General features: G+C 72.1%; 19 protein-coding genes. 12 read left to right on the forward strand and 7 right to left on the reverse strand.

All coding sequences use genetic code 11. The annotated features are described in order from the left end of the window. Window positions 1-68: 68 nt before the first annotated feature. Both AB852_RS17875 and AB852_RS17880 read left to right on the forward strand, forming a co-directional pair. Window positions 69-1,916, forward strand: coding sequence for a DUF4357 domain-containing protein (locus AB852_RS17875; RefSeq protein WP_073789492.1), 1,848 nt, complete (start codon window positions 69-71; stop codon window positions 1,914-1,916). Next, entirely contained in the window at window positions 1,913-3,133 is a 1,221-nt protein-coding gene (locus AB852_RS17880; protein ID WP_073789493.1) for an McrC family protein, read from the forward strand. The genes AB852_RS17875 and AB852_RS17880 overlap by 4 nt, the downstream gene beginning before the upstream one ends. Window positions 3,134-3,465: 332 nt before the next feature. On the opposite strand, the gene cydC is transcribed toward AB852_RS17880, so the two are convergent. From cydC to AB852_RS17910, 4 genes are all read right to left on the reverse strand, one after another. After that, window positions 3,466-5,205: a thiol reductant ABC exporter subunit CydC gene (gene cydC / locus AB852_RS17890; protein WP_073789495.1), complete on the reverse strand. Its 1,740-nt coding sequence runs from the start codon at window positions 5,203-5,205 to the stop codon at window positions 3,466-3,468. Window positions 5,206-5,267: 62 nt separating this feature from the next. Then, window positions 5,268-7,397 carry an ABC transporter ATP-binding protein/permease gene (locus AB852_RS39835; RefSeq protein WP_107499275.1) on the reverse strand — a complete coding sequence of 710 codons (2,130 nt, stop codon included), beginning with the start codon at window positions 7,395-7,397 and terminating at the stop codon, window positions 5,268-5,270. A 72-nt stretch (window positions 7,398-7,469) separates the two neighbouring features. Then, window positions 7,470-8,522 carry a cytochrome d ubiquinol oxidase subunit II gene (gene cydB / locus AB852_RS17905; RefSeq protein ID WP_079184720.1) on the reverse strand — a complete coding sequence of 351 codons (1,053 nt, stop codon included), beginning with the start codon at window positions 8,520-8,522 and terminating at the stop codon, window positions 7,470-7,472. Window positions 8,523-8,644: 122 nt separating this feature from the next. After that, on the reverse strand, window positions 8,645-9,997 hold the full coding sequence (locus AB852_RS17910) for a cytochrome ubiquinol oxidase subunit I (protein ID WP_073789496.1): 1,353 nt from the start codon (window positions 9,995-9,997) through the stop codon (window positions 8,645-8,647). Window positions 9,998-10,221: 224 nt separating this feature from the next. Here AB852_RS17910 and AB852_RS17915 point away from each other — a divergent pair, with 224 nt between their 5' ends. The 3 genes from AB852_RS17915 to AB852_RS17925 all read left to right on the forward strand — a co-directional run bounded on the left by AB852_RS17915 (window position 10,222) and on the right by AB852_RS17925 (window position 12,981). Further along, window positions 10,222-11,154, forward strand: coding sequence for a LysR family transcriptional regulator (locus AB852_RS17915; protein WP_073789497.1), 933 nt, complete (start codon window positions 10,222-10,224; stop codon window positions 11,152-11,154). Between the two features lie 229 nt (window positions 11,155-11,383). After that, a complete protein-coding gene (locus AB852_RS17920) occupies window positions 11,384-11,707 on the forward strand; it encodes a 2Fe-2S iron-sulfur cluster-binding protein (protein WP_073789498.1) in 324 nt (107 codons plus the stop codon). Then, entirely contained in the window at window positions 11,707-12,981 is a 1,275-nt protein-coding gene (locus AB852_RS17925) for an NAD(P)/FAD-dependent oxidoreductase (protein WP_073789499.1), read from the forward strand. The genes AB852_RS17920 and AB852_RS17925 overlap by 1 nt, the downstream gene beginning before the upstream one ends. Before the next feature lie 656 nt (window positions 12,982-13,637). Here the strand turns inward: AB852_RS17925 and AB852_RS17930 are convergent. From AB852_RS17930 to AB852_RS17940, 3 genes are all read right to left on the reverse strand, one after another. Continuing rightward, window positions 13,638-14,570, reverse strand: a complete 933-nt coding sequence (locus tag AB852_RS17930; protein WP_073789500.1) for an SCO0930 family lipoprotein — start codon at window positions 14,568-14,570, stop codon at window positions 13,638-13,640. 88 nt (window positions 14,571-14,658) lie between these two features. Then, complete coding sequence (locus AB852_RS17935) at window positions 14,659-16,416, reverse strand: hypothetical protein (protein WP_143201248.1); 1,758 nt, start codon at window positions 16,414-16,416, stop codon at window positions 14,659-14,661. Window positions 16,417-17,318: 902 nt separating this feature from the next. Further along, complete coding sequence (locus AB852_RS17940; RefSeq protein WP_245876818.1) at window positions 17,319-17,825, reverse strand: hypothetical protein; 507 nt, start codon at window positions 17,823-17,825, stop codon at window positions 17,319-17,321. A 618-nt stretch (window positions 17,826-18,443) separates the two neighbouring features. Between AB852_RS17940 and AB852_RS17945 the strand changes: the two genes are divergently transcribed. From AB852_RS17945 to AB852_RS17980, 7 genes are all read left to right on the forward strand, one after another. Further along, entirely contained in the window at window positions 18,444-19,430 is a 987-nt protein-coding gene (locus AB852_RS17945) for a DUF1996 domain-containing protein (RefSeq protein WP_073790393.1), read from the forward strand. Between the two features lie 59 nt (window positions 19,431-19,489). Next, window positions 19,490-20,056, forward strand: coding sequence for a sigma-70 family RNA polymerase sigma factor (locus AB852_RS17950; protein WP_073789502.1), 567 nt, complete (start codon window positions 19,490-19,492; stop codon window positions 20,054-20,056). Further along, on the forward strand, window positions 20,053-20,763 hold the full coding sequence (locus AB852_RS17955) for an anti-sigma factor family protein (RefSeq protein WP_073789503.1): 711 nt from the start codon (window positions 20,053-20,055) through the stop codon (window positions 20,761-20,763). The genes AB852_RS17950 and AB852_RS17955 overlap by 4 nt, the downstream gene beginning before the upstream one ends. An 876-nt stretch (window positions 20,764-21,639) precedes the next feature. Beyond that, window positions 21,640-22,881, forward strand: coding sequence for an ATP-binding protein (locus AB852_RS17965; RefSeq protein ID WP_073790395.1), 1,242 nt, complete (start codon window positions 21,640-21,642; stop codon window positions 22,879-22,881). Further along, window positions 22,878-23,282 carry a roadblock/LC7 domain-containing protein gene (locus AB852_RS17970; RefSeq protein ID WP_073789505.1) on the forward strand — a complete coding sequence of 135 codons (405 nt, stop codon included), beginning with the start codon at window positions 22,878-22,880 and terminating at the stop codon, window positions 23,280-23,282. Before AB852_RS17965 ends, AB852_RS17970 begins: the two co-directional genes overlap by 4 nt. Then, window positions 23,279-23,653 carry a DUF742 domain-containing protein gene (locus AB852_RS17975; RefSeq protein ID WP_073789506.1) on the forward strand — a complete coding sequence of 125 codons (375 nt, stop codon included), beginning with the start codon at window positions 23,279-23,281 and terminating at the stop codon, window positions 23,651-23,653. The genes AB852_RS17970 and AB852_RS17975 overlap by 4 nt, the downstream gene beginning before the upstream one ends. Further along, the gene (locus AB852_RS17980; RefSeq protein WP_073789508.1) at window positions 23,628-24,218 is read left to right on the forward strand and encodes a GTP-binding protein; all 591 of its coding nucleotides are present in this window, start codon (window positions 23,628-23,630) and stop codon (window positions 24,216-24,218) included. The genes AB852_RS17975 and AB852_RS17980 overlap by 26 nt, the downstream gene beginning before the upstream one ends. Window positions 24,219-24,222: the final 4 nt, after the last annotated feature.

The following is a 24,222-nucleotide window of genomic DNA, read 5'->3' on the forward strand; positions in this document are numbered from 1 at the left end:
GCCGCGCCACCGTACCCTTCGCAAGATCGACCGAACGAGTCACCGCATCAACACGGACGAGGAGCCCGATGGGCGAGGAATACCCGGAGTTCCAGTTGCGCCTGCCGCACGGCGGGCCGACGGCACACGGGCGGCTGCTCTCCGAGATGGGGACCAACGGCAGCCAGAAGATGGTCGTGCTCGCCGGGTCCCCGGCCCGCCCGGATGTCGTGCCCTCCTTCCTCCTGCGGACGCCTTCCTCACACAGGCTGCGGGAGAAGCTGATCGCAGAAGGCGCGATACGCGAGACCACCACTTTTCCAGGATGGCTGGAGGTCGTCCGGGACGTCGAGTGCAATTCACCGTCCGCCGCGGGCGACATCCTGATGGGGCGCAGCAGCAACGGATGGCTCGAGTGGAAGACCGCTGACGGCCGGCCGCTCGCCGATTTTCTTGAGCAGGTCTGGTCGGGTCCCAGTCGCGCGTGGCTCGTGAGGGGCGTCCACCCCGCGGGCCCGGACCTCGTGCAGCGGGTGTGGCTCCCTGAGGGCAGGGTGACGCTCGCCGCGCCCTGGCTTCGGCCGGAGGTCGTCCAGGGCGTCAGCAAGGAGCAACTGCGCACCTTCGTCGACGAGGACTACGAGTCGACCGCTGCCTACAACGAGAAGGTGCAGCTCGTCGACGAACTGCATGCCTTCTTCTCCCGGATGCGGCCGGGGGACACGGTGTGCGCGGTCTCCGAGGGCCGCCTCTACATCGGAGAGGTCACCGGAAGCGTCGAGCAGCGCGTCGCCGAGGACGGCGGCAGCAATCTGCGGCGGCCCGTGGAATGGGGCAGGGAGGGCTTCGCGCTGGAGACCCTGCCCGAGGAACTCCGCCTGCGGCTGTTGCTGAAGCACGAAGTGGTGGACCTGACGACGTCCAAGGCCATCATCGATGGTCTGGGCGTCAGTGATGAAGAGCTCGTGGAGGAGGCCCGGGACACCACAGCCGAGTCCGGAGCCGAGCCCGCGGCCCTCACCGCTCGTCGCGAGGTGGAGCTGCCCCGGCCCACGGAAGAGCTGCGGGAGAGGCTCAACGTCCATCACGTGGACTGGTTGCAGGAGATCAGGGATCTCGTGGAGGACGAGAAGCAGCTGATCTTCTACGGCCCGCCCGGGACGGGCAAGACCTTCCTCGCGCAGGAGATCGCCGAGTACCTCGGTGCCGGGCGCGAGCAGGTGAAGCTGGTCCAGTTCCACCCCTCCTACGCGTACGAGGACTTCTTCGAGGGTTTCCGTCCCATCGAGGACCCCCAGACACACGAGGTCGCCTTCCGCCTCACCGCCGGCCCGCTGCGTGAGTTCGCCAAGGTGGCCGGCCGTGAGGGAAACCGGCACGTCCCGCACTTCCTGATCATCGACGAGATCAACCGGGCCAACCTCGCCAAGGTCTTCGGTGAGCTGTACTTCCTCCTGGAGTACCGCGACCGCTCGGTTCGGCTGACCTATTCGGGGGAGGACTTCTTCCTCCCCCGGAACCTGTTCATCATCGGCACCATGAACACGGCCGACCGCTCGATCGCCCTCGTGGACGCGGCGATGCGGCGGCGCTTCGCCTTCGTCGAGCTGTCTCCGCGTATCGAGCCGACCGCCGGGCTGCTGCGCCGCTGGCTGGCGGCCGAGGGCAGGGGTCCCGAACCGGCCGAACTGCTCGACGCGCTCAACGCCCGGATCGATGACGCCGACTTCCGGATCGGACCCTCCTACCTGATGAAGCCGGGAGTCTTCCGGGACGGCGGGCTGGAGCGGACGTGGCGGACCAAGATTCTTCCGCTGCTGGAGGAGCACCACTACGGCGACGACGTGGACATCGAAGGCCGCTACGGGCTGCCGGCGCTGCGCCGTGCGGTCGCCATGGGTCACGAGAAGACGAGTGAGGGGTTCGACCCGGAGTGACAGTCCTCGTCTCCCTCGTCGAGCACGCGCCTGCCAGGGGGTTCCCACTGCCGGACGCGGTCGGCCGCGCGCTGGCCGGCCTGAAGATCCTCGGAGAGGCCGCGCCCGACGCCCATGAGCCGGGAGTGTGGCGTCTGCGTGCGGGGAGCCGTGTCGGGGCGGTGGCCGTCGCGGTTCCCGGTGTGGAGACGGTCACCGTGCGGATCACCCCCAAGGTGCCCGTCCCACGCCTCTTCTTCCTGCTCGGCTACAGCAAGGACCCACACGGCTGGCGGGACGGCACGGTCGATGCTGCCGAGCACACCGAACTCCTCCCCGCTCTTGCCCATGCCGTCGAACGGCAGACGGACCGGGCTCTGGGACGGGGCCTGCTGCAGGGCTACCGGAGCGTCGAGGAGTCGTCCTTCGTCGTACGGGGCCGCGTTCGGGAGACCGAGCAGATCCGGCGCCGGTTCGGCATGTCTCTGCCGGTGGAGGTGACATACGACGAGTTCACCACCGATATCGCCGAGAACCGGATTCTGCGTTCCGCCGTCGATCGTCTGCTCCTCCTTCCAGGTGTGCCCAAGGCCGTACGGACGCGCCTGGTGCACCAGAGGGCACGGCTGGCGGACATCACACCGGTCGTACGGGGACAGGCGCTCCCGCTCTGGCGACCGACCCGTCTCAACACCCGCTACCACCAGGCCCTCCACCTCGCCGAGGCGGTTCTGGACGGATCATCCGCCGAGCATCGGCCCGGCGGGCTGCGCATCGACAGCTTCGTCTTCGATATGAACCGCGTGTACGAGGACTTCGTGTGCGTGGCGCTGCGGGAGGCGATGCGGCCCTACGGCGGACGGAGTGTCCTTCAGGCCAGGGGCACGCACCTGGACGAAGGCCATTCCGTGCGCCTGAAGCCGGATTTCATCTGGTACACGGGCGCAGGGGTGCCAGGCATAGTGGCTGACGCCAAGTACAAGGTCGACAAGCGGCGGAGCTATCCGAACGAGGATCTCTATCAGATGCTGGCCTACTGCACCGCGTTGGGGCTGACCGAGGGCCACCTGGTCTATGCGAAGGGCAATGCGCCGCACGCCAGTCACCGGGTACGCCGTGCCAGGACGGTCCTGCACCAGCACGCCCTCGACCTGGACCAACAGCCGGCACTTCTGTTGGCGGAAGTCCGGGCACTGACACGGCGTATGGTCACGGGTGCCGGTGAAGGCGGCTCGTGACGGCGGATGTACGGCATGAGCTGATGGTGGGCTCCCGCAGGCCGTGTTGGTCGAACATCGCCATCAGCCTTGGTCTGCGTCGCTGAAATCCGTTCGCAAGGTGGCCGTGCGGGTGGTGAACGCGTTCTCCACCGTCGCCGAGCAGGGCGTGCAGCAGCCCCGGAATGCCCTTGCGCACGGGGCCGAGGTCGTCAGCGGTGGTGGCCACCCGCGGTTCCGGTCGGCGGCGCGGAACGTGTACGGGTGGGCTTGTCGCGTGGCGGGCGAGGTGTGCGAAGCCGCCGTTCTCCCGTCCTGACCATGCCTCTCCTGCCGCACGTCTCCACCGCGGACTACGGTCCGCCCGTTCGGACCGTCTGCCGTCCCCCGGCCGTGACCACCGCGCCCCCCTCCAGCGTCACGACCCGGTCCGCCCCCGTGAGGCCCGCGCGGGCGTGGGTGATCAGGAGGGTGGTGCGGCCGTGGGTGGCGGTGAGGATGTCGGTGAGGACCGCGGTGGCCGTGGCCGGGTCCAGGCCCTCCGTGGGTTCGTCGAGGACGAGGACGGGTGGGTCGGCCAGCAGGGCCCGGGCCAGCAGGAGGCGTTGGCGCTGGCCGCCCGACATCGCCGCGCCGTTCTCGCCGAGGACCGTGTCCCAGCGGTCGGGCAGCGACTCGATCCAGTCCAGGAGCCGGGCCCGGTCCGCCGCCGCGCGCAGATCGCTGTCCGTGGCGTCGGGTCGGGCCAGGAGCAGGTTGGCGCGGATCGTGGTGTGGAAGACATGTGCGTCCTGGGTCACGCCGGTGATCGCGCGGCGGACATCGGTGCCCGCGCAGTCGCGCAGTTCGTGTCCGCCGACGCGGATGCTCCCCGACTCGTACGGGACGAACCGCATGAGCGCCGCGATCAGCGTGGACTTCCCGGAGCCGCTCGCGCCGCGCAGCACCACCCGGCGGCCGGGCGGCAGCCGCAGGTCCAGCCCGTCGAGTACCGGGGGACCGCCCGGGTGGTGGCGCACCCGCAGGCCGGTGATCTCCACGCCGAGCGGCCCGTCCGTGGGGAGCGGGACCGGGTCGGTCGGCTCGGTGACCGGGGGCGGGGTGTCGAGCAGGCCGGCCAGCCGGTGCGCCGACGCGCGTACCTCGGCGAGCCGGCGGGCGGCGGCCGGCAGCGGCGTGAGCGCGTCGAAGGAGAGCAGCGCGAGGACCGCGAGCACGGTGAGATGCGGCGCGGGCACCGCGCCTGCCGCGTGGGCGCGCAGCGCGAGCCAGGTGACGCCGACCGTCGCGGCGCCCTGGAACAGCAGGACCACGGCCGAGGCGAGCGAAGCGGTCAGCGCTCCCCGGCGTTCCAGCGCGGCGATCCGGGCCGAGGCCCGACGGGCCCGCTCCTCGGCCCGGCCCCCCGCCCCGTACGCGGCGAGATCGGCCGCCCCCCGGGTCAGGTCGAGGGTGAGCGAGGCGAGTTCGGCGCGGGCAGCCTTCTCCGTCCGGCCCGTGCGACGGGACAGGGCGAGCACCAGGGCGGGCACGACGAGTCCCGCCACGGCCAGGGAGAGGCCGAGCAGGACACCCGCCTGCGGCAGCAGCACCGCGGCCGTCGCGGTGGCGGTGACCGCGACCGCGACCGCGGCCGACGCCGGGATCAGCACCCGCAACAGCAGATCCTGCGCGGCGTCGACATCGTCCACGAGCCGCGTCAGCAGATCGCCGCTACGAAAGGCCGGGGTGCCCGCCGGGGCCAGCGGCACCAGCGACTCGTACACCCGCGTACGGAATCCCGCCACGGCCCGCAGCGCGGCGTCGTGGCCCAGCAGCCGGTCGGTGTAGCGCAGCGCTCCGCGCCCCAGGGCCAGGGCCCGTACCGCGACGATCGCGACACTCACCGAGGCCAGCGGCGGCTGTTCGGCGGCGCGGGTGATCAGCCAGGCCGCGGTCGCCATCAGCGCGGCACCGGCGAGTTCGCTGCCCGCCGAGGCGAGCGCGGCGGGCAGCAGTCTGCGCCAGTACGGGAGCAGGTGGCGCAGCAGCCGGGAGGTGGGGCGGGGTCCGCGCGTACGGACGGGGTCCGCGATCCTGGGGTGGGGGGTCATGCGGTCGCTCTTCCGGGTCCTGTGGGCATCATCCCTACGGGCCACGAGGGCACCCTTTCGGGTCATGGGGCCACCTTTCCCTTCCCGGGTGCGGGTGCGGGTGCGGGTGCGGGTGCGAGTCCGAGTTCGGGTTCGGGTACGGGTTCGGGTACGAACGCGGGTACGAGTTCCGGTTCAGGTCGGGGGAGGACGAGGCCGCCTGCCCGTACCGTGATGATCCGGTCGGCGTGGGGCAGCAGGCTGGTGCGGTGGGCGACCACGATCGAGGTCCGGCCGCGCATCAGGTCGACCGTGGCGCGGGTGACGGCGGCCTCGCTCTCCGGGTCGAGATGGGCGGTCGGTTCGTCGAGGAGCAGTACGGGGGCGTCCATGAGGAACGCGCGTGCCAGCGCGATCCGTTGACGCTGACCCGCCGAGAGCCCGGTGCCGTGTTCACCGAGCGGGGTGTCGTACGCCTGCGGCAGCGCCTCGACGAAGAGGTCCGCCGACGCGGCACGGGCCGCCCGCCGCACCTCGGCGTCGCTCGCGTCGGGCCGGCCCAGCCGGATGTTGTCCGCGACGGACGCCGCGAACAGGTGCGGGCGCTGGGGCACCCACGCCACTTGGGCGCGCCACGCGTCGAGGTCGGGCCTGACCTGGTCGCGCGGGCAACGGTTGGGCGGGCAGCGGTGGGGCGGGCAGGCGTCGGGCCTGGCGAGGTCGGGCGGGCAGGGGTCGGGCTGGCAAGCGTCGGGCGAGCAGTGGTCGGACGGGCAGGGGTCGGGCGGGACGGCGTCGGGCGTGACCAGGTCCGTGCCGCCGAGCGTGACCCGGCCCGACGCGGGTGCCACGAAGCCGAGCAGCAGCGCCAGGAGCGTGGACTTGCCCGCGCCGCTCGGTCCCACCAGGGCGATGTGTTCGCCGGGGCGCACGGAGAGGGAGACGTTCCGCAGGGCGGGCGCGGCCCGGTCCGGGTAGCGGACCGTGACCCCGTCCAGGCACAGAGGCGCCGTACGGGCGTCGGGCATACCGCTGACCGGGTCACCGCGGGTGTCGCTGACCGGACCATGGCGGGTGCTGGCGACCCGGTCTTGGCGGGCACCGTTGACCGAGCCATGGCGGGCACCGCTGACCAGGTCCCGGCGGACGCTGCCGACCGGGCCACGGCGCGTGGTGTCGCGTACCGGACTGCGACGGGTGCCGCTTGCCTGGCCACGGCGGGTGCCGTCTGCCCGGCCACCGCGGGCGTCACGTCCCGGCGTCGGGGCCTCGTCGTCGAGGATCGCGAAGACCCGTTCGGCCACCGCGATGCCCTCCGCGCTGTTGTGGAAGGCCGCGCCCATCGCGCGCAGCGGAAGATACGCCTCGGGGGCGAGGAACAGCACGACCAGTGCCGTACGCAGGTCGGTCCCGCCGCCGAGCAGCCGCAGTCCGACCGGGACGGCCACCAGCGCCACGGAGAAGGTGGCGACCGTCTCCAGGACGAATGAGGACAGGAACGCCACCCGAAGTGTCCGCATGGTGGCCCGCCGGTGGGCGTCGGCCATCTCGCCCACCACCCGGGTCTGGTGCCGCTCACGGCCGAACGCGCGCAGCGTGGGCAGTCCGGCCACCACGTCCAGGAAATGGCCGCCCAGCCGTGCCAGCAGGCGCCATTGATGCGCGGTGCGGCGAGCCGTGTGCATCCCGACCAGCGCACCGAACACGGGGATCAGTGGCAGCGTCACGACGACGATCAGCGCCGAGGTCCAGTCGGTCCACCACAGCCAGCCGACGACCGTGAGGGGTACGACCGCGGTGGCCGCCATGGTCGGCAGGTACCCCACGACGTACGGGTCCAGGGCGTCGAGACCGCGGGTGAGCAGGGTCGCGGTCTCGCCGTGGCGGCGGGCCGCCATGTGTACGGGGCCGGTCTGCCGCAGCCGGGCGGTGATCCGGTCGCGCAGGCCGCGCTTGAGATCGGCCGCCGCGCGCTCCGCGAGCACCCCACGGGTCCAGCTCAGCAGGGCGCGCGACGTCATGACGGCACCCAGCGCGGCCAGGGTCGCCGTCCGGAACCCGTGCCCCGCGAAGCCGTCCGCGAGGACCGTCGCCAGCAGGCTCACCTGGACGACGACGAGCCCCGCGCCCAGCAGCGCCAGCACCGCCGAACACGTCATATGGCGGCGCAGCGCGGGCAGTTCCCGCAGCATGCGGCGTTCGACCGGCTTCATCCTGGGACCTCTCGTGACATCCGCGGATCGGGGGAAGTGGTGGTGAACGTGGCCGGTGGCGGTGGCGGTGGCTCAGAAGTAGCGGGGGTGACGGCGGCCCGTCCGGCCCCGGAAGAGCCACCAGCTCCACAGCTGGTACGCGAAGATCACCGGGATCACCACGACCCCGAACGCGGTCAGGATGGTCAGCGTGGCGCCGTCCGAAGCGGCCTGCTGGACCGTCAGTCCGCCGCCGGCCGTGTCGACCAGGACGTACGGATACTGACCGGCCCCCAAGAGCGGTACGGGCAGCAGGGTCGCGGAGCACGTGGCCGCGAACGCCCGGACCCGGTGTCCGCGAACGAGGCACCACCAGGCGACGACGAGGGCCGTCGCGAACAGGGCGGCGAGGACCGCCGAAGCCGCCCGGTTCGTCATCGACGCGCCCGCGCCGAAGAGGGTCAGCAGCAACGCGAGGGAACCCGCGGCGCCCACCGCACGCAGCAAGGCGGCTCCCATCTTCCCTGCCCTGGAAGCGAGTTCCGGTTCCGAGCGCAACGCGACGAAGGCCGCCCCGTGTGCCGCGAACAGCAGCGCGGTGGTCACCCCGCAGGCCAGCACGAACGGCGTGAGCACGTCGTCGGTTCCGATCCGGACGTATCCGTCCGCCCGCCGTGGCACGCCATGGAGCAGCAGACCGAGGACGAGTCCCCAGCACAGGGCGGGCAGCGCGCCGCCGAACACGATCAGCGCGTCCCAGCGGCGGCGGCCCCGGGCGGTACGGGCGCGACCACGCAGCTGGACGGCGGCGTTGCCCAGGACCAGACCGACCAGGATCGCCACGATCAGCGGGTACAGCCCGGACAGCAGGGTGCCCTCCAGGTACGGGAAGGCGCCGAACAGGACACCGGTGAAGGCGACCAGCCAGACCTCGTTGCCCAGGAAGAACGGTGCGATGGCGTCGAGGGCGGCGTTCCGGTCACCGAGGCCGTTCCTCCCTTGGACTCCGGCGTCCTGGCCGTCCCGTGCGTCCCGGGAGCCGAGGAAGGGGTGCAGCATCTGCACGCCCTGGTCGTAGCCGCCGAGCACGAAGTACCCGGCGAGCAGCAGCCCGAGGAGGAGCAGCCAGAGGGTCTCCAAGCTCATCTCGCTCAACTTTCCATGAGAGGGGGGATCGTCCCGGCAGGTGGGTGGAGGGCAGTCAGGTGGTCGATCCGGTTCGGGCCGGATTCGGGCCGGGGCGGGCGCGGCCGTGCCGGACGGGTGGCTCAGAAGGCCGGGACCGGCTGCTCATGACCCGCGCCGTCCGCGGGTCCTCCGGGACCCGCGCCTCCACCACGTCCCCCGGTCCCGGGTCCCGCGCGCGGCCCGGGTACGTCGTCGGGGAGCGGTTCGGTGGTGCCCAACTGGGTGGCGTCCGGTCCGCGGCGGGCGTAGCGGGTGATCAGGGTCCAGTTCGTCACCGCCAGTGCGACGAAGACGGCGATGAACAGGACGCAGGACGCGATCAGGGAAGCCCTGCTCACGGGGGAGAGCGCGTCCTCGACGGTCAGTTCGCCGTAGATGATCCAGGGCTGACGGCCCATCTCCCGCAGGGCCCAGCCGCCCAGCGAGGCGAGGAACGGGAACGGGATCATCGCGATCATCAGCAGGGCGAAGCGGCGCCCGCGCCACAGGCGGCCCTTCCACAGCAGGCCGACGGCGACGAGGGTGACCGTGGAGATGCTGTAGCCGATGAGTGTCATGCTCTCCATCGAGAACCGCAGCCAGTCGTGCGCGAACACGTAGTCGCCGGGACCGTGCTCCTTGACGAGCGCGGCTTCCACCCGGGCGACATCGCCGTTCTCCAGGGCGGCCATCTTCATCGGCTGGTTCCGGCGGATCAGCGGGACCTGCATCTCGCCGACCGTGGCGACGAACCAGGCGGCGGGCGTGCCCACCAGAAGCCCCAGCCGCATGGAGCCCCGGAACAGTTCGGTGTCCTTGGTGCCACGGCGCAGATGGAAGGCGCTGATCCCCATGACCAGGACGGTGCCCGTCGTCAGCGCGGCGAGGGTGATGTGGGCGAGGGCGATCAGCGCGTTGGGGTTGGTGAGCAGCGCCCAGAAGTCGGTCAGATAGGCGACGCCGCCGCGGACCTCGTGGCCCACGGGGTTCTGCATGAAGCCGTTGGCGACCATGATCCAGTACCCCGACGCGTACGCGGTCAGGGTGACCAGCCAGATCAGCGTGATGTGCGTACCGCGCCCCAACCGGCCCCAGCCGAAGATCCACATCCCGAGGAACGTGGACTCGGCGAAGAAGGCGATGAGGGTTTCGAGTGCCAGTGGGGCGCCGAAGACATTGCCCGCGTACTTGCTCAGTCCGCTCCAGCTGAGCCCGAACTGGAACTCCATGACCAGGCCGGTGACGATGCCGACCGCGTAGTTGATGACGTAGAGCTGGCCCCAGAAGCGCGTCATGCGCTCCCGGACGGCTCTTCTGGCGGGGTCCCGGGTGAAGACGGCCCGGGTGTGCATGACCGCCACGAGAGGGACGAGCCCCATGGTGAGGATCACGAACAGCCAGTGGATGCCGGTCGTGGCCGCGAACTGGAGCCGGGCCAGCTCCGCAGCGCTCATGATGCGACCTTTCGGGAGTGGTGGAAGTGGTGGAAGTGGTGGAAGGGGCGGGGGAGGTGGAGTGGTGCGGGCGGGGTCCCCGCTTCGCGTGTGCAGATGCCGGGCGCCGTTGCCCGTCACCTGTGCGGTGACCCCACTGGAGACCGTAGGGAGAATCGCTTATGCGTTCCAAGACCGGTTTCGCCATGTGAGGATGACTCCAGAGGCATCAGTGGAGGTGGACCGTGGATCTGTTGCAGTTGCGCTACTTCCAGGCCGTCGCGCGTTACGAGCACATGAGCCGTGCCGCGGAGGAACTGCGCGTCGCCCAGCCCTCGCTCAGCCGCACGATCGCCCGGCTGGAGGCCGACCTCGGCACCACGCTCTTCGACCGGCGGGGCCGCCGTATCCGGCTGAACGAGTACGGCGCGATGTTCCTGCGCCATGTCGACCGCGCCCTGAGCGAGCTCGACGACGGCCGCAGGGCCCTGCTCGACGCCCGCGACACGGGGCTCGGCCGGGTCGGCGTGGCCTCGGAGACCCTGCTGACGATCACCCATCTCCTCGGCAGCTTCCGGGCCGCGTACCCCCGGGCCGATGTACGTCTCCATCAGTCGACGGCGGAGGAGATGGACCGCCAACTGCGCGCCGGGGAAGTCGACTTCTGCGTCGCGTCACAGCCGCTGACCGGCGCGAACCTCGATTCGGTGGAGCTCGCCCGTGAGGAGGTGCTGCTCGCGGTGCCGCGCGGGCACTGGCTCGACGGGCGGGAGAGCGTGACGATCCCCGAGATCGCCCACGAGCCCTTCGTCACCACCCGTCCGGGCCACTGGCAGCGCGCGCTCCTCGACCGGATGTTCGCGTCCGAGGGGCTGACCCCGCTGCTGTCCTGCGAGGGCGACGAGCCGGGTGCCAGCCAGGACATGATCAGCGCCGGCCTCGGCATCGGTCTGATCCCCGCCATCTCCCGCCGGGTCGGCACCGAGTCGCATGTCCCGGTCGCCTGGGTCCACATGGTCGCGCCGGACTGCCACCGGGTGCTCACCCTGGTGTGGAACCGCGACACCTACCTCTCCGACGCGGCCCTCAAGTTCCGCGAGTTCACCACCAGCAGGCCCTTCATGACGCACCGCCTCCCGGACCCGCGGCGCGGCCGCGCCCCCCGCCGCCCCTCCTGACGACCCCTGGCGCGCCCAGCACTCCTCTGCTAACTTCCATCGCGCTGCCGTATCCCTGGCCGAGGACGTCGCGTGTCCGAACGGTCCGGTGTCCGATACGGGTCGGCAGGGGTGTCGCGTCCCCCACCGGCCATCAGCGACTTTCCGCGTACCTTCCGATTCCCCCTGACCGGCATCCGTGCCCCCGCGCACCCTCGTGCGCCGCCGGACGCCATCGAGGAGCTTCGCCATGCCCGAAATCACCTATGTAGCCGTCGACGGGACCGCGTGTTCGGTCGAAGTCCCCCTCGGGACCAGCGTCATGCGCGGCGCCGTCTTCAACGACATCGACGGCATCGTGGCCCAGTGCGGCGGCAACGCGCAGTGCGCCACCTGCCATGTCTACGTGGACGAGACCTCCCTGGACGCGCTGGAGCAGGCGCAGCCGGAGGAGGAGCACATGCTCGGCTTCACCGCCGCCGACCGGCTGCCCAACAGCCGGCTGAGCTGCCAGCTCAAGGTGACCGGCGCCCTGGACGGACTGATCGTCCACCTGCCCGAACGGCAGTACTGATGACGGCCGCCGTACGGCCCACGCGGCCGGAATCCGTCGTCGTGGTGGGAGCGGGGCAGGGCGGGTTCCAGACAGCGGCGTCCCTGCGCGAGCACGGATACCCGGGACCCATCACGCTCATCAGCGCCGAGGACGCGCTTCCTTACGAACGCCCGCCGCTCTCCAAGACGTATCTCATGGGCGAGGCGGACGAGTCGCAGCTGTGGCTGCGGCCCGCCACGTACTACGTACGCCGGTCGATCGACCTGGTCAGGGGCACGGTGACGGGAATCGACCCGGTCGCCCGCACGGTCCGTCTCGCCGACGGCTCCGGGTACGGGTACGGCCATCTCGTCCTCGCCACCGGAGCCCGGCCGCGCACACTCGGTGTGCCGGGGGCCGGACTGCGCGGAGTGCATGTCCTGCGTACCGCGGAGGACGCCGTCGCGCTGCGGGCGTCACTCGCCTCCGCCCGGCACGCGGTCGTGGTGGGGGCCGGGTTCATCGGGCTGGAATTCGCGGCGGCGGCGCGAGAGTCGGGCTGTGAGGTGACGGTCGTCGAGGCGCTGGACCGCCCGCTCGCCCGGACCGTCTCGGCGCGGACCGCCGGGCACTTCGCACGGTTGCACCGGAGCAAGGGCACCCGGTTGCTGTGCGGTCAGGGGGTCGCGGCCCTGCACGGGGGCCGTCGCGGGGCGGTGACGGCGGTGGAACTGGCCGACGGCCGAAGGCTCCCCGCCGACCTCGTCCTGATCGGTGTCGGAGTCACCCCGCGCACGGAACTGGCCGCCGCGGCCGGTCTCGCCGTGGGCGACGGCATCACCGTCGATTCCCGGTTGCTGACCGGCGACTCCCACATCTCGGCCATCGGCGACTGCGCGGCGTTCCCGCAGGTCCGCTCCGGAGACCTGCGGCGGCTCGAATCGGTCCAGACCGCCGTCGGTCACGCCCGGCTGGTCGCGGCCCGGCTGACCGGCGCACCGGGCTCCTACGAGGAAGCGCCCTGGTTCTGGAGCGACCAGTTCTCGACGACGCTCCAGATCGCGGGACATGCCGAGGGCCACGACGCGGAGGTCCTGCTCGGCGACGGCCCCAGGGCGTTCTCCGTCCTCCTGTTCAGAGGCGGAACCCTGCTGGCGGTCGAATCCGTCAACCGCCCCGTGGACCATCTGGCGGCCCGCCGACTCATGCAACCGGGGGCCGGGCTGACCCTCGACGAGGCGAGGGGGGAGGGCTTCTCGCTCCAGGACCACGTGGCGAATCGCAGCGGAGGCTACGCGGGCTCCGTCGGCTGACCGGCCTCCGCCCGGGCGGAGGCCGGTCGTCCTGGGTCGGCCCCGCTGCGCCGTCGTTCGGTGGTTTGCGCAGTTCCCCGCGCCCCTGGATGCTGCCCCGTTGCGGTCGCTCTACGGGTGCGGGTGCGCCCTCGTCTCTGCGCAGTTCCCCGCGCCCCTTTGGGGCGCATCCGGCTTGTTCTTCGGGTCGGTGCCGGTCGGGATTCTCCGTCCTCGCTCCAACGCGCTCGGTACGACGTCCAGTGGCTGTACTGGTGGCGTCGGAGTCTGCGGGCAGAGATTCCCGCCCACCCCCTCACGTGAGTCCTGCGACTGCACGGGGAGGAGTGTGAAGAACAACCTCAGGGGGCGCCCCCAAAGGGGCGCGGGGAACTGCGCAAAAGACGAGGGCCGACCCGCACCCGAAGAGCTACCGCAAGGAGGCAGCATCCAGGGGCGCGGGGAACTGCGCACCCCACGAGCGACCCGCACAGGGACAAGTGCGCCCAGCCGGACAGACCTGGGAAGCGCGAGCGAAGGCGACCTGCGGGGAACTGCGCACCCCACGAGCGACGGCACCGGGACAAGTGCGCCCCGCACAGGAGACCCAGGGGCGCGAGCGAAGGCGACCCGTACTGGACGGGCAACCTGAACGAGTACCGCGAGGGGCCCCAGGGCTACTTCGCCAGGTTGCCGGTCTTTCGTATCGCGAACCATGTTCCGCCCACGCCTTGGCCATTCGTGTCACCCGGATTCAGGTCGCCGGTGAACCAATAGAGCGGCCAGCCGTCGATGGTGAGTTGTACCCCGCCGTCGTCCGGGCGCCGGTACGGAATGATGAGCTTCGGATCGATATCCTTCGCGTTCTTCAACGCCGCCCTTGCCAGCATTTTCGCGGGCTTCCACTTCTTGAGGCAGGAGTCCGCGCACGCGGGCTTCTTCGGCGAGGCCCTGTCCTTGGTGAAGCGGTACAGTGTGCGGCCCTCGGCGTCCCTGACGATCTCGCCCAGCCTCGCGTCGTCACGTGTCGACAGCGCGGGCAGGGGCTCGACGGGCGCCGGGGCCGGGGCGCCGGCCTTCGTGCCGTCCGGGGCCGCCGCGAACCAGGTGCCGCCCACCCCCTGCCCCTTGGCCCGGCCGGGCGCCGTGTCCTCGGCGAAGCGGTACAGCGGCCAGCCGTCCAGTGTGAGCTGCTGGGAACCGTCGGCGCGGGTCACCTCGCCGAGCAGGGACGGGTCCATGCCCCGCGCCGCCCGGGCGCCCGTGGCGAGGACCGGGGGCCACATCCGCGCGCAGCCGCCGTCGCACGTGGAGTTGGACGGCCTCGCGGCGTCGTTGTCGAAGCGGTACAGCGTGCGGCCCTCGCTGTCCGTCACCACCTTCCCGAGTGCCCCGCCCGTCCGCACACCCAGCTTCCCCGCCGCCGACGGTCCGCTTCCCGCGTCCGGGGACGCCGTATCCCTCTCCGCCGTCCCGGGCGACGAGGCGACCGTCGACCGCACCGAACCCGGCTCGCCCTGGCCGCTCCCGCAAGCGCTCAGCAGGGCGAGAGCGGTCGCCGTCCCGGCCGCCGTGACCGTCGCGCTCCGCGTCTTCCGTGGGTTCCGCATGACTGCTCCTGTTTCCCGTTCATGGAATTGCCTGGGTTCTTCGACCGCTTGCCGGTGCGGGAATGAGTAGCGGTCCGGTGAGTGGGGTTCAGATTCCGGTGGGGAGTGTTCTCGAATTCCTGGGACGGGAATTCCGTACGGGCGTAGCCGTCCTCGCGTCGGCGGGGCAGTGGGCCGGGACCGTCACCCGCAGGCCCAGCACCCCCAGATCCACGGTGCCCCCGGGCTCCGCGTACCAGCGCCAGTGGGCGCCTGGGACGTCACCGACCGTGAGGACCGTCCAGCCGCCGGGCGGCGCGGCCAGTTCGGTGAGCGCCCGTGCCTCCTCGGGCCCCGGGGGCTGGAGCATCAGGAGGAAGCCGGTCACCCCGCCGGAACGGGCCGAGCCGAGAACGGGTCCGATGCCGAGATCCTCCGCCGTCGCGAAGACCTCCGCGGGCGCGCGGTCGCGGACATCGCCCACCGAGGGGATACGTACCAGCCCGTGCTGTCCGGGCAGCACACCCGCCGGTGGGCCGACGATCACCACAACGGTGTTCTGCCAGGGCGGTTCCAGCAGCCCGAGGGCCAGGGCCGCGACGGTGTCCCGTGCCACCCGCAGATCCCCCCGCACGCTCAGCGCGCCGTCGAGCTGGCCGAGGCCGACCATCACCTGGGCACCCCGGCCGTCCACCCCGAGCCGCGCCAGATGCGGCAGCGGCAGGACCGGGTCGGGCGGCGCGGGGCCGAGGGCCGGCGGCAGCCCCTCCCGCTGCCAGTGCGTGGTGTCGACGACGGTCCAGGGCTCCGGCGCGGTACCGGTCGGCGGACCCGACACACAGGCACGCAGCCGGTCACCTTCCGCGAGCACCGTGTGGACGCGGACCGGCGCGTCGGGAGTACCCGCCGTCATCAGCTCCTCCAGCGCGTGCCGGACCACCACCGGGGTGCGGATGTCCGCCGCGAGCTGTCTGGCCAGCGCGCCCCGGCGACGGCGCACCACGGCCAGCGCCATGCTCCGCGGCCACCGGGAACGTGACACCCGGGCCATTCCGGCCACGTTCACCGCCGGACCCCGCGTTGCGCCCGCCGCTCCCTTCCCCGGCCCCCGCGCCACCCGCGACATGCCCGTCCCGGAAGCCCGAACCGCTCGGCCCGTACCCGCTCCCGGACCCCGGGCTCCACCCGGCCCCCACGCCCCACCCGTCCCCGACGCCCGCCCCCGGCCGACACCCACTGCCCCCGCCGACCCCACGGCCCACGCCGCGCCCGATCCGACCAGGACCGCCCCCGACGCCCCCGCCCCGCGCGGCACCGACACCGGCACCGGGGCCGGGTTCCGGCGGACGAGGACCGCCAGGGCCAGCGCCGCGACGCCCGCCGTTCCGCCGACGAGCACGGGGAACGGGACCGGGTCGCCACCGGACGTCGACGGACCGGCGGACCTGCCCTCCACCGCGACCTGCACGTGCGGCGCGGCATCCGCCCGACCGGCGTCCGGTCCGGTGGCCCCTGGCCCGTCGGGCAGCACCCCGAAGCGGACGCCGGGTCCCTCCGCGTCCACGGGCAGCCGCAAGGCGAAGCCGGGCACGACCTGTTCCGCTCCGGCGAACACCTCACCGTCCGGCAGCACCCGCCCCGTGTTCAGCACCAGGATCTCCTGGACGCGGTCGCCGTCGCCCAGGGTCCGGGCCGCGATGCCGACCAGGGTTTCGGCCCTGCCGCCGTTGTCCTCGGGCGCCTTGACGACATAGAACTTGCTCAGTTCGTCCACTGCGGGGAGGGTCCCGGGCGCCCGCGCGGAGATCCGGCCGACCCCCGCGGCCCGCACCCCCGACTCCACCCCTGCCCGTGCCTTCGGGGCCACGGCCGTCCGCACCCTCGGTTCCGCGGCCGTCCAAGTCCCCGGCTCCAGGCCCGTCCGGACCCCCGGTCCCAGGCCCGTCCGTGTCCCCGGGCCTGTCGCAGCCGGTAGCTCCAGTTCCCTGGCCGCCGGAGCGCCCGGCCGCGCGTGGGCCTCCGTGGGCAGCGCCAGCACTCCGGCGAGGGCGGCGCCGAGCGCCACCCCGTACAGTGCCACCGGCCGCGCGGCGGGACCCCGTACCGATCCCAGCCGATGGGCGAGTGACCGGGTGTTCCCGTTCCGGTTCCCCTGCCGTCGAACGGTGGCAGGCGCGGTCGTCCTCCTGGGCGCGTCTCGCATCTTCCCCGTCTCCTTCTCCGCCGGATTCCCGGGCCGCCGGGCAGGCCGTGCCGGGTCCGCCCGCCGCGCCGTACGCGCGCCGTACGGCTCACGTCGGGGAGCACACGGACGGTGGGCCCGGTTCGGTTCAACGGTTCGCCGAAGGGATTTCACGGGCATTCGGCCCGAGACGATACTGAACCGCGCTTCAGTTGCGCACGTGTCGGATGCGAGGGGCCGACTCCCTTGCCCAGGAGGCCCGTTGATGACGCGAGGACACCTGCGGGGGCAGACGTGGGGACACCCGCGAGGACAGACGTGGGGACACCTGCCTGGATACCTGCGACGACGCACCGCGCGACGAGTGGGCCCGGCGTTCGGCGACGCCCCCGCCCCGGCTCCGGCACGCCCCCGCCCCGGCTCCGGCACCGCCCCGGCGACGGCCCTGCGCCGGCTCCACCGCCTCCGACGACGGCCCCGCCACCGCCCCCGGCATCCCGGCGAACCTCCGCATCCCGGCGATCACCCGCACCCCGGCCAGCATCCCCACCCCCGCCAACCTCCCCACCCCGGCCGGCATCCCCGTCTCAGCCGGTCGCCGTCGGCGGCCCGTACCCGAAGGAGAACGTCGCGGTCACCGTGTCGAACAGCTCGTGCACGCGCACGACCAGCGGCAGGTCCGGGCTGAAGCACAGCACGACGAGCACCCGCCGGGAGCCCGGCACCGGCACCACGGTGTGCATGACCAGCAACCGGTACGGGGCCCCGTCGGCCAGCTCGCCCTCCTCCACCCCCATCAGCCGTCGGACGGGCCCGACCCGGGGCAGTGTCTCCGTGCTGAAGGTCCGGGCGCCGCCCCTCGCCCACTGCCGCCCCGCCGCCGGAAACCGCCTGGCCAGCGCGTGCGCGGAAGCCGCCTTCCCGGGCGGCGGGGTGACGCTGAAGATCATCACCCCGGCCGTCAGGGGCTCGCTCCCGTCCGACGGCGTGGTGCCCGCCGCGTACAGCGCCCCGCGCCGCCGCGCGCCCTCCAGGATGCGCCGGGCGCCGCTGACCCCTTCGTCGGACCGGCCCCCGCCCGGCCCGCCCGGCACCCCACCCGGCCTACCTGGCCCGTCCAACCCGCCCGGCCCGCTCACTGCTGTCCCGCGCCGGATCTCCGCGCAAGCCGGGGGAGTCCCGTCCTCCGGCAGGTCGTACCGCGTCCACGTCCCGGGAACCGCGATACCGAAGGAATCCGGCTCACCACCCGCCCCGGGCACTCCGGTCGCACCACCCGCCCCGAGCGCCTTGGTCACACCGTTCGCCCTACCCACTCCGGCCACATCACCGGCCCCGCGCACCCCGGTCCCCTCGCCCGACTCGCGCACATCACCCACCCCGGTCACCCCGCACATTCGGCCCGCTCCCCGCACCGCGACCACCCCACGTGCCCTGGTCACCCCATGCCTCCGCCGCTTCGGGCCGCCCTCATACCGGTCGGTTCGCCCGTTCGTCCGGGCGGCGCGGCCGTGGGCCGCTCGTCGTCACCGGAAGCGTCGATCTCGGCCATCGGCCCTCCTGACCGCGCGGAAGGGCGGGCGGAACCCGCCTCACCCCGGGCACGGACGGCGGTACGAAAAGGTTCAACCACCGTTGTTGAACACCTGGGTGAAAGCTGGAACGCTGACATCGTGGTGAGGCAACTCCCTTCTATCAGGGGCATGTTGACGATGAGGTCAGCGCTGTTGGCGCTGTGCCTCGGACTTGTCGTCACGGGTGTCGTGGCCAACCGGCCGGCCGGGCCGCCCGCCTCGCCGCCGGAGGGCTCCTACACGGCCCTCGCGGACATCCCGGACCCGGCGCCCCTGCCGCGCCCCGGGCCGGACGCGGCCACCGGCTCGCTGTCGGTGGACTGCGGACGCAACGAACGCGGCCACCGCAACACTGACAACGTTGTGGTCTCGCCCGGTCTGGTCGGCGGCGCGCACCACACGCACGACTATGTGGGCAATGTGTCGACCGACGCGCTGTCCACCGACCGGAGCCTGGCCGCCGCCGCGACGACCTGCGCGGGCGGCGACCGCTCCGCCTACTACTGGCCCGTGCTGCGCCGCCTGGACCGGCACGGGCCGGACGCCGAGGCCCATGGCGGCGGCAGACACGGCAACACCGGGGAGATCCTTGTCCCGTCGGCGGTCCGGGTGGAGTTCCACGGCAGTCCGGTGAGCCAGGTGCTCGTCCCGCCGAAGGGGCTGCGGATGATCACGGGTGATCCGGTGGCGGAGACCACCGACCGCGGCCTGGCCCGCGCCCAGTGGGGCTGCTCCGGCCATCCGGAACGCTTCACCACGGACTACCCCACCTGTCCGGCGGGCAGCGGCGTCACCCGTACGTTCGACTTCCCGAGCTGCTGGAACGGGTTGCATACGGACAGCCCCGACCACCGCTCGCACATCGTGTTCCCCCTCGCGGACGGCGGTTGCCCCCGGGCGACCTTCCCGGTGCCGAGGCTGCGGCTCACCCTCACCTACGACATCCCGGCCGGGGTGCGGTTCGCGGTCGACTCGTTCCCCGAGCAGCGGCGTGCGCCCGTCACCGACCACGCGATGTTCATCGGCGTCCTCAGCGACGCGCGCCGCGCCGCGCTCACGGACTGCGTCAACGAGGGCCGGCGCTGCCGCGCGGTCCGTCCGGGGGCACCGGGCGCCTCCGGGTGAACCGGCCGCACCCGCCGTCCGTGTTGAACGCGTCGGACAGGCCAGGACGGAGTGAGTGGATGGCGACACTGTGGTCGCGCACTCGGCAGCGGACGAGTGACGAGGTACTGATCAGGGCTCTCTACGAGGAACACGGCAGAGCCCTGCTCGCGTACGCCGGGCGGCTCACGGGGGACCGCGGCGCCGCGGAGGACGTGGTGCAGGAGACGCTGATCCGGGCCTGGCGCCACCCCGAGATCATGGTGAACGGCAAGGGCTCCGTGCGCGGCTGGCTGCTGACCGTCGCCCGCAACATCGTGACGGACCGGTACCGGGCGAAGGCGGCGCGGCCCACCGAGGTCGCGGAGTCGCCCGGCACCGGTCCGGTGGAACGGGACCACGCCGAGGCGGTCGTGGACTCGATGGTCGTGATGGAGGCACTCGACCAGCTCTCCGCGGAGCACCGCGACGTCCTGGTGGAGATCTACTTCCGGGGGCGGACCGTAGCGGAGACCGCGAAGTCCCTGGGGATACCGGCGGGTACCGTCAAATCCCGTTCACACTATGCCTTGAAGGCGTTGAGACAGCTCTGCACGGAGAGACCCGGGACAGCGAAGCTGGCCGTGGTGAAGGAGGCGGCGGCATGAGCATCCAGCAGCATGACAACACACTGCTCGGCGCCTATGTGCTCGGCGCCCTGGACGAGCGGGAGGTGCGCACGGTCGACGAACATGTGGAGGCGTGCGGGGATTGCCGCCTTGAGCTGGCGGCGCTGGAGGAGATGGAGTCCACCCTCGGCGAGGTCCCGCCCGAGGCGTTCCTGGAGGGGCCCCCGGAAGGGGGCGAACTGCTGCTGGGCCGCACGCTGCGGCAGGCGGACGCCGAGCGGACCCGGGCGGGTGCGCGGCGCCGGGCGGTCGTCGGCGCGGTCGCGGCGGTGGCCGCGGCGGCGGTCCTCGGCGGCGGGTTCCTGTTCGGCCGGGGCACCGCGGACCATGAGGTGGCGGAGCCGGACCGGGGGGCGGTGCCGACGGCGACGCTGCCCGTCGAGGGCACCCGGTTCGCCTCGGCCACCGACCCCGGGACCGGTGCCCGGATCGCCGTCCGGATGACCCCGGCCGTCGGCTGGGTCCGGGTGAACGCGGCGGTCAGCGGGATTCCCGCCGGGGAGCGCTGCCGGCTGGTCGTCGTCGCCGGGGACGGCACCCGGGAGATCGCCGGGAGCTGGCTCGTGGCGGGCGCGGAGAAGGGCGCCAATCTCGACGGCTCGGCGGCGGTGCCCCCGGAGGACGTCAAGGAGATCCTGGTGGAGAACGACAAGGGCAAACAGTACGTTTCGGCGCACATCGTCTGACGTGATCCACCCCGGGGCCGGAGGGGCCCCGGGTTCCGGGTCAGGGGCCGGGGCCGCGGCGGGTTCGCGGTCCCGGCCCGGTGCGTGTCCGGTCGGCGCGCGGCCCCGGCCCGGTGAGCGTCCGGTCGGCGCACCGCCGCCCGCCACGGTGACCGCGCCACCCTGATCGTGGCGGTGCGGGGGTGGCCCCGGCCCGGTGCGTTTGCGCGGGGGAGCGGGAGGGCGTGCCGGGGCGAAGGTGACGCTGCGTCACCTTCGTGGAGTGTGCACCGGGTTCGCGGGGCGGGGCCGGAGTGGTCCGTGATCGGCTGGAATCCGCCGGTGACCGTGGCACTCGCACGATCTCTTCGCAAAGTGTTCATCTTGTGGTGGATGTGGCGCCGGGTGCGGCCGGGAAGTTTCGCTCTCCTTGAGCGGAATGACAGATTCCGGTTCTCTGATGCCCTGTCATGTCCTTGCAGAAAAAGGCGAGGTGGCGGGCGCCCCGGGCGGTACGCCGTGCGGTGCGGGCGGTGCGGTGGTTCCTCCGCCGGGGTCCCGGGGTGGTCCCCGCGGCCCCGGCCGCCGAGGTGATTGGCATATACATGAGTAGGTGCCGGAAGGTCCTGGATGCGGTAACTGTCCGGGTGCGCAGCGTGCTCCCGGGGCCCGTGGACACTTGCGTGCGGGATGTGCCCCGCTGGTACAGTGTGTGATCTTCCATGTGGGCTGACGGCGCGTTAGACGCGCCCGGGGGAATCAGCCGCTCGGGCCCCGTCCCGGAGGAACGTTCTCCGCACCGGACGGCACGGTCCGCGTCTCTACGAGTCGCGGGGGGTGCCCCCGGCCGGGGAAGAAGCGACCGCTCCTGCCGGGATGTCACTCGAAGAGAGTCTCATGACGTCATTTGTGCAGGACCCTTTCTTCTGGGTCCTGGTCACCGTAGTGCTGGCCGCCATAGGCGGGGTCCTGCGGGCACGGCAAACGAACATCGGGCTGCGCAGACGCAATGCCAACCTCAAGAACGAGAACGAGACGCTGCTACGCCAGCGCAACGAACTCGGAGCGGCGCACAGCGGTCTGCGCAACAGCCACGCCAGCGAGCTGGCAGAGGTCCGCAAGGACGCGGAGGAGGAGACCAAGGCGGTACTCAAGTCGGCCATGCGCACCCTTCAGGGGCTCGCCGACGAGCAGCAGCTCGTCATCGAGAAGGTGCAGACGAAGTACGGGGACGACCCGGAGATGCTCGTCGACCTGATGTCCATCGACCACACCAACAGCCAGTTCGGGCGCCGGGCCCAGGGCATCGCGGTGCTGTGCGGCGGCTGGCTGGGGCGCCGTGAGACGGTCGCCTCCGTCTACGACGTGGCCCGCAGCGCCCAGGGCCGAATACGGCAGTTCGACCGGGTCCAGATCCATGCCCAGGTCAACTTCTCGGTCGTCAGCAAGGTCGTCGAACCCGTGGCGGTCGTCCTCGCGGAGCTGCTCGCCAACGCGACCAACTACTCCGCCCCCGGCGCCCCCGTCGAGATCAACATCCAGGCCGTCCCCAAGGGCGTCTGTCTGATCGTCGACGACGCGGGCCTCGGAATGGGCCAGGAGGAGAAGGACCGGGCGTCCGCCCTCCTCTCCCCGCAGTCCCCGATCCATATATCCGGGCTCGGCAATCCGCCGCAGTTCGGGTTCGCCGTCTCCGGCATGCTCGCCGCCCGTTACGGCTTCAAGGTGTCCGTCGACTCCGTGTCCCCGTACGGAGGTGTACGCGCGGTGATCCTGCTGCCCGACGAACTCCTCACCAGCGACGCGCCGCCCGCGCCGGCCGTCGTCGGCTACGAGGCGCAGGACGGTGTCCCGCAGATCTCGCAGCGCAGGGCCCCGGCCGAGCCTCCGCAGGCCCAGCCCACCCCTCTCTTCTCCTCGGTCCCCGGATCAGAGGCGTACCCGGGACGCGGTACCACCGCCGGTGGTCTGCCCAAGCGCCGCAGGCAGCGGTCGGTCGCGGTGGTACCGCAGCCGGCGGCCACCGCCGAGCCGCCCCGCAGCCAGGAGGAGACCGCCTCACTGCTGGGCGCCTTCCAGCGCGGCACGCTGACCGGGCGCGATACGAAGTCGACCACGGAAGGACCTGACCACCAGTGAACCCCGATCTGTCGTGGGTGCTCAACGACGTGCTCCAGGTGCGCGGGGCGCGGCACGCGATCCTCGTATCGGCCGACGGTCTCCTGCTGGAGCACTCCAGCGCGATCGGCCGCGACGACGCGGAGACCGTCGCCGCCGCCATGAGCTCGATGCAGTCGCTGAGCCGGGCCGTCGCGCCGTTCATCGGGGGCGGGACCACGGGCCGCTGGCGGCAGACCCTCCTGGAGTACGAGGACGGCTGGATCTTCCTCATCGCGGCGGGCAGCGGTGCCTATCTCGCGGCGGCCGCCTCCGCCGACGTGGACATGGAGTCCATGTCGTTCCGGATGCAGCAGCAGGTGGGCGCCCTCGGCAAGGCGATGACCTCGCCGCCGCGCCAGAACGCGGGCAGCGACATATGACCGCGCCGGGCGAGGAGCAGCCGGTCAGCGGCGGCTTCATCCGTTCCTACGTCATCACCGGCGGGCGGACCCTGCCCGACGCCGAGGAGCTGTCCCTGGTCACCCTGGTGACCATCGGTGCCGACCGGACGCCTCCGGCCCGTCCCAGCCCGGAGGTCCAGGCCATCTGGACCCTGTGCGTGGGCGGCTATCTGTCGGTCGCCGAGGTGGCGGGCCGGCTCGGGCTGCCGGTCGGGGTGGTCAGGCTGCTGCTGACCGACCTCGCCGACCAGGGCCATCTGCTCCGCCGTGCGGCGCCCCCCGCCGCCAAGCTCGTCGACCGGAAGATCCTCGAAGAGGTGCTGCATGGACTCCAACGCCGGTTCGGCTGAGAGCGTCTACGTACCGGAGGCGGTACGCACGGCCGCGAAGATCCTCGTCGTCGGCCACTTCGCCGTGGGCAAGACGACGTTCATCGGCACGCTGTCGGAGATCACACCGCTGCGCACCGAGGAGAAGATGACGCAGGCGTCGGCGCACGTCGACGATCTGCGGGGGGTCACCGGCAAGGAGACCACCACGGTCGCCCTGGACTTCGGGCGGCTGACGCTGAGCGAGGAGCTGGTGCTGTACCTGTTCGGTACACCCGGCCAGCAGCGGTTCATGCAGTTGTGGGAGGACATGGCGCGGGGAGCGCTGGGAGCGCTGCTCCTGGTCGACCCGTCACGGCTCACCGAGTCGTTCCCTGTCATCGACCTGATCGAGAAGTACGGCCTCGAGTACGCCATCGCGGTCAACAGCTTCGAAGCGGACAACGGGCATGCCGAGGAGGAACTGCGCGAAGCGCTGGATCTGCTGCCGCACACCCCCGTCGTGTTCTGTGACGCACGTGACCAGAACTCGTCGGCCCAGGCACTGATCACGCTCGTCCAGCACCTGCTCGCCCGGACGTCCTGACCCC

Origin of the sequence: Streptomyces uncialis (genome assembly GCF_001905345.1) — a bacterium.
GTDB lineage: Bacteria > Actinomycetota > Actinomycetes > Streptomycetales > Streptomycetaceae > Streptomyces > Streptomyces uncialis.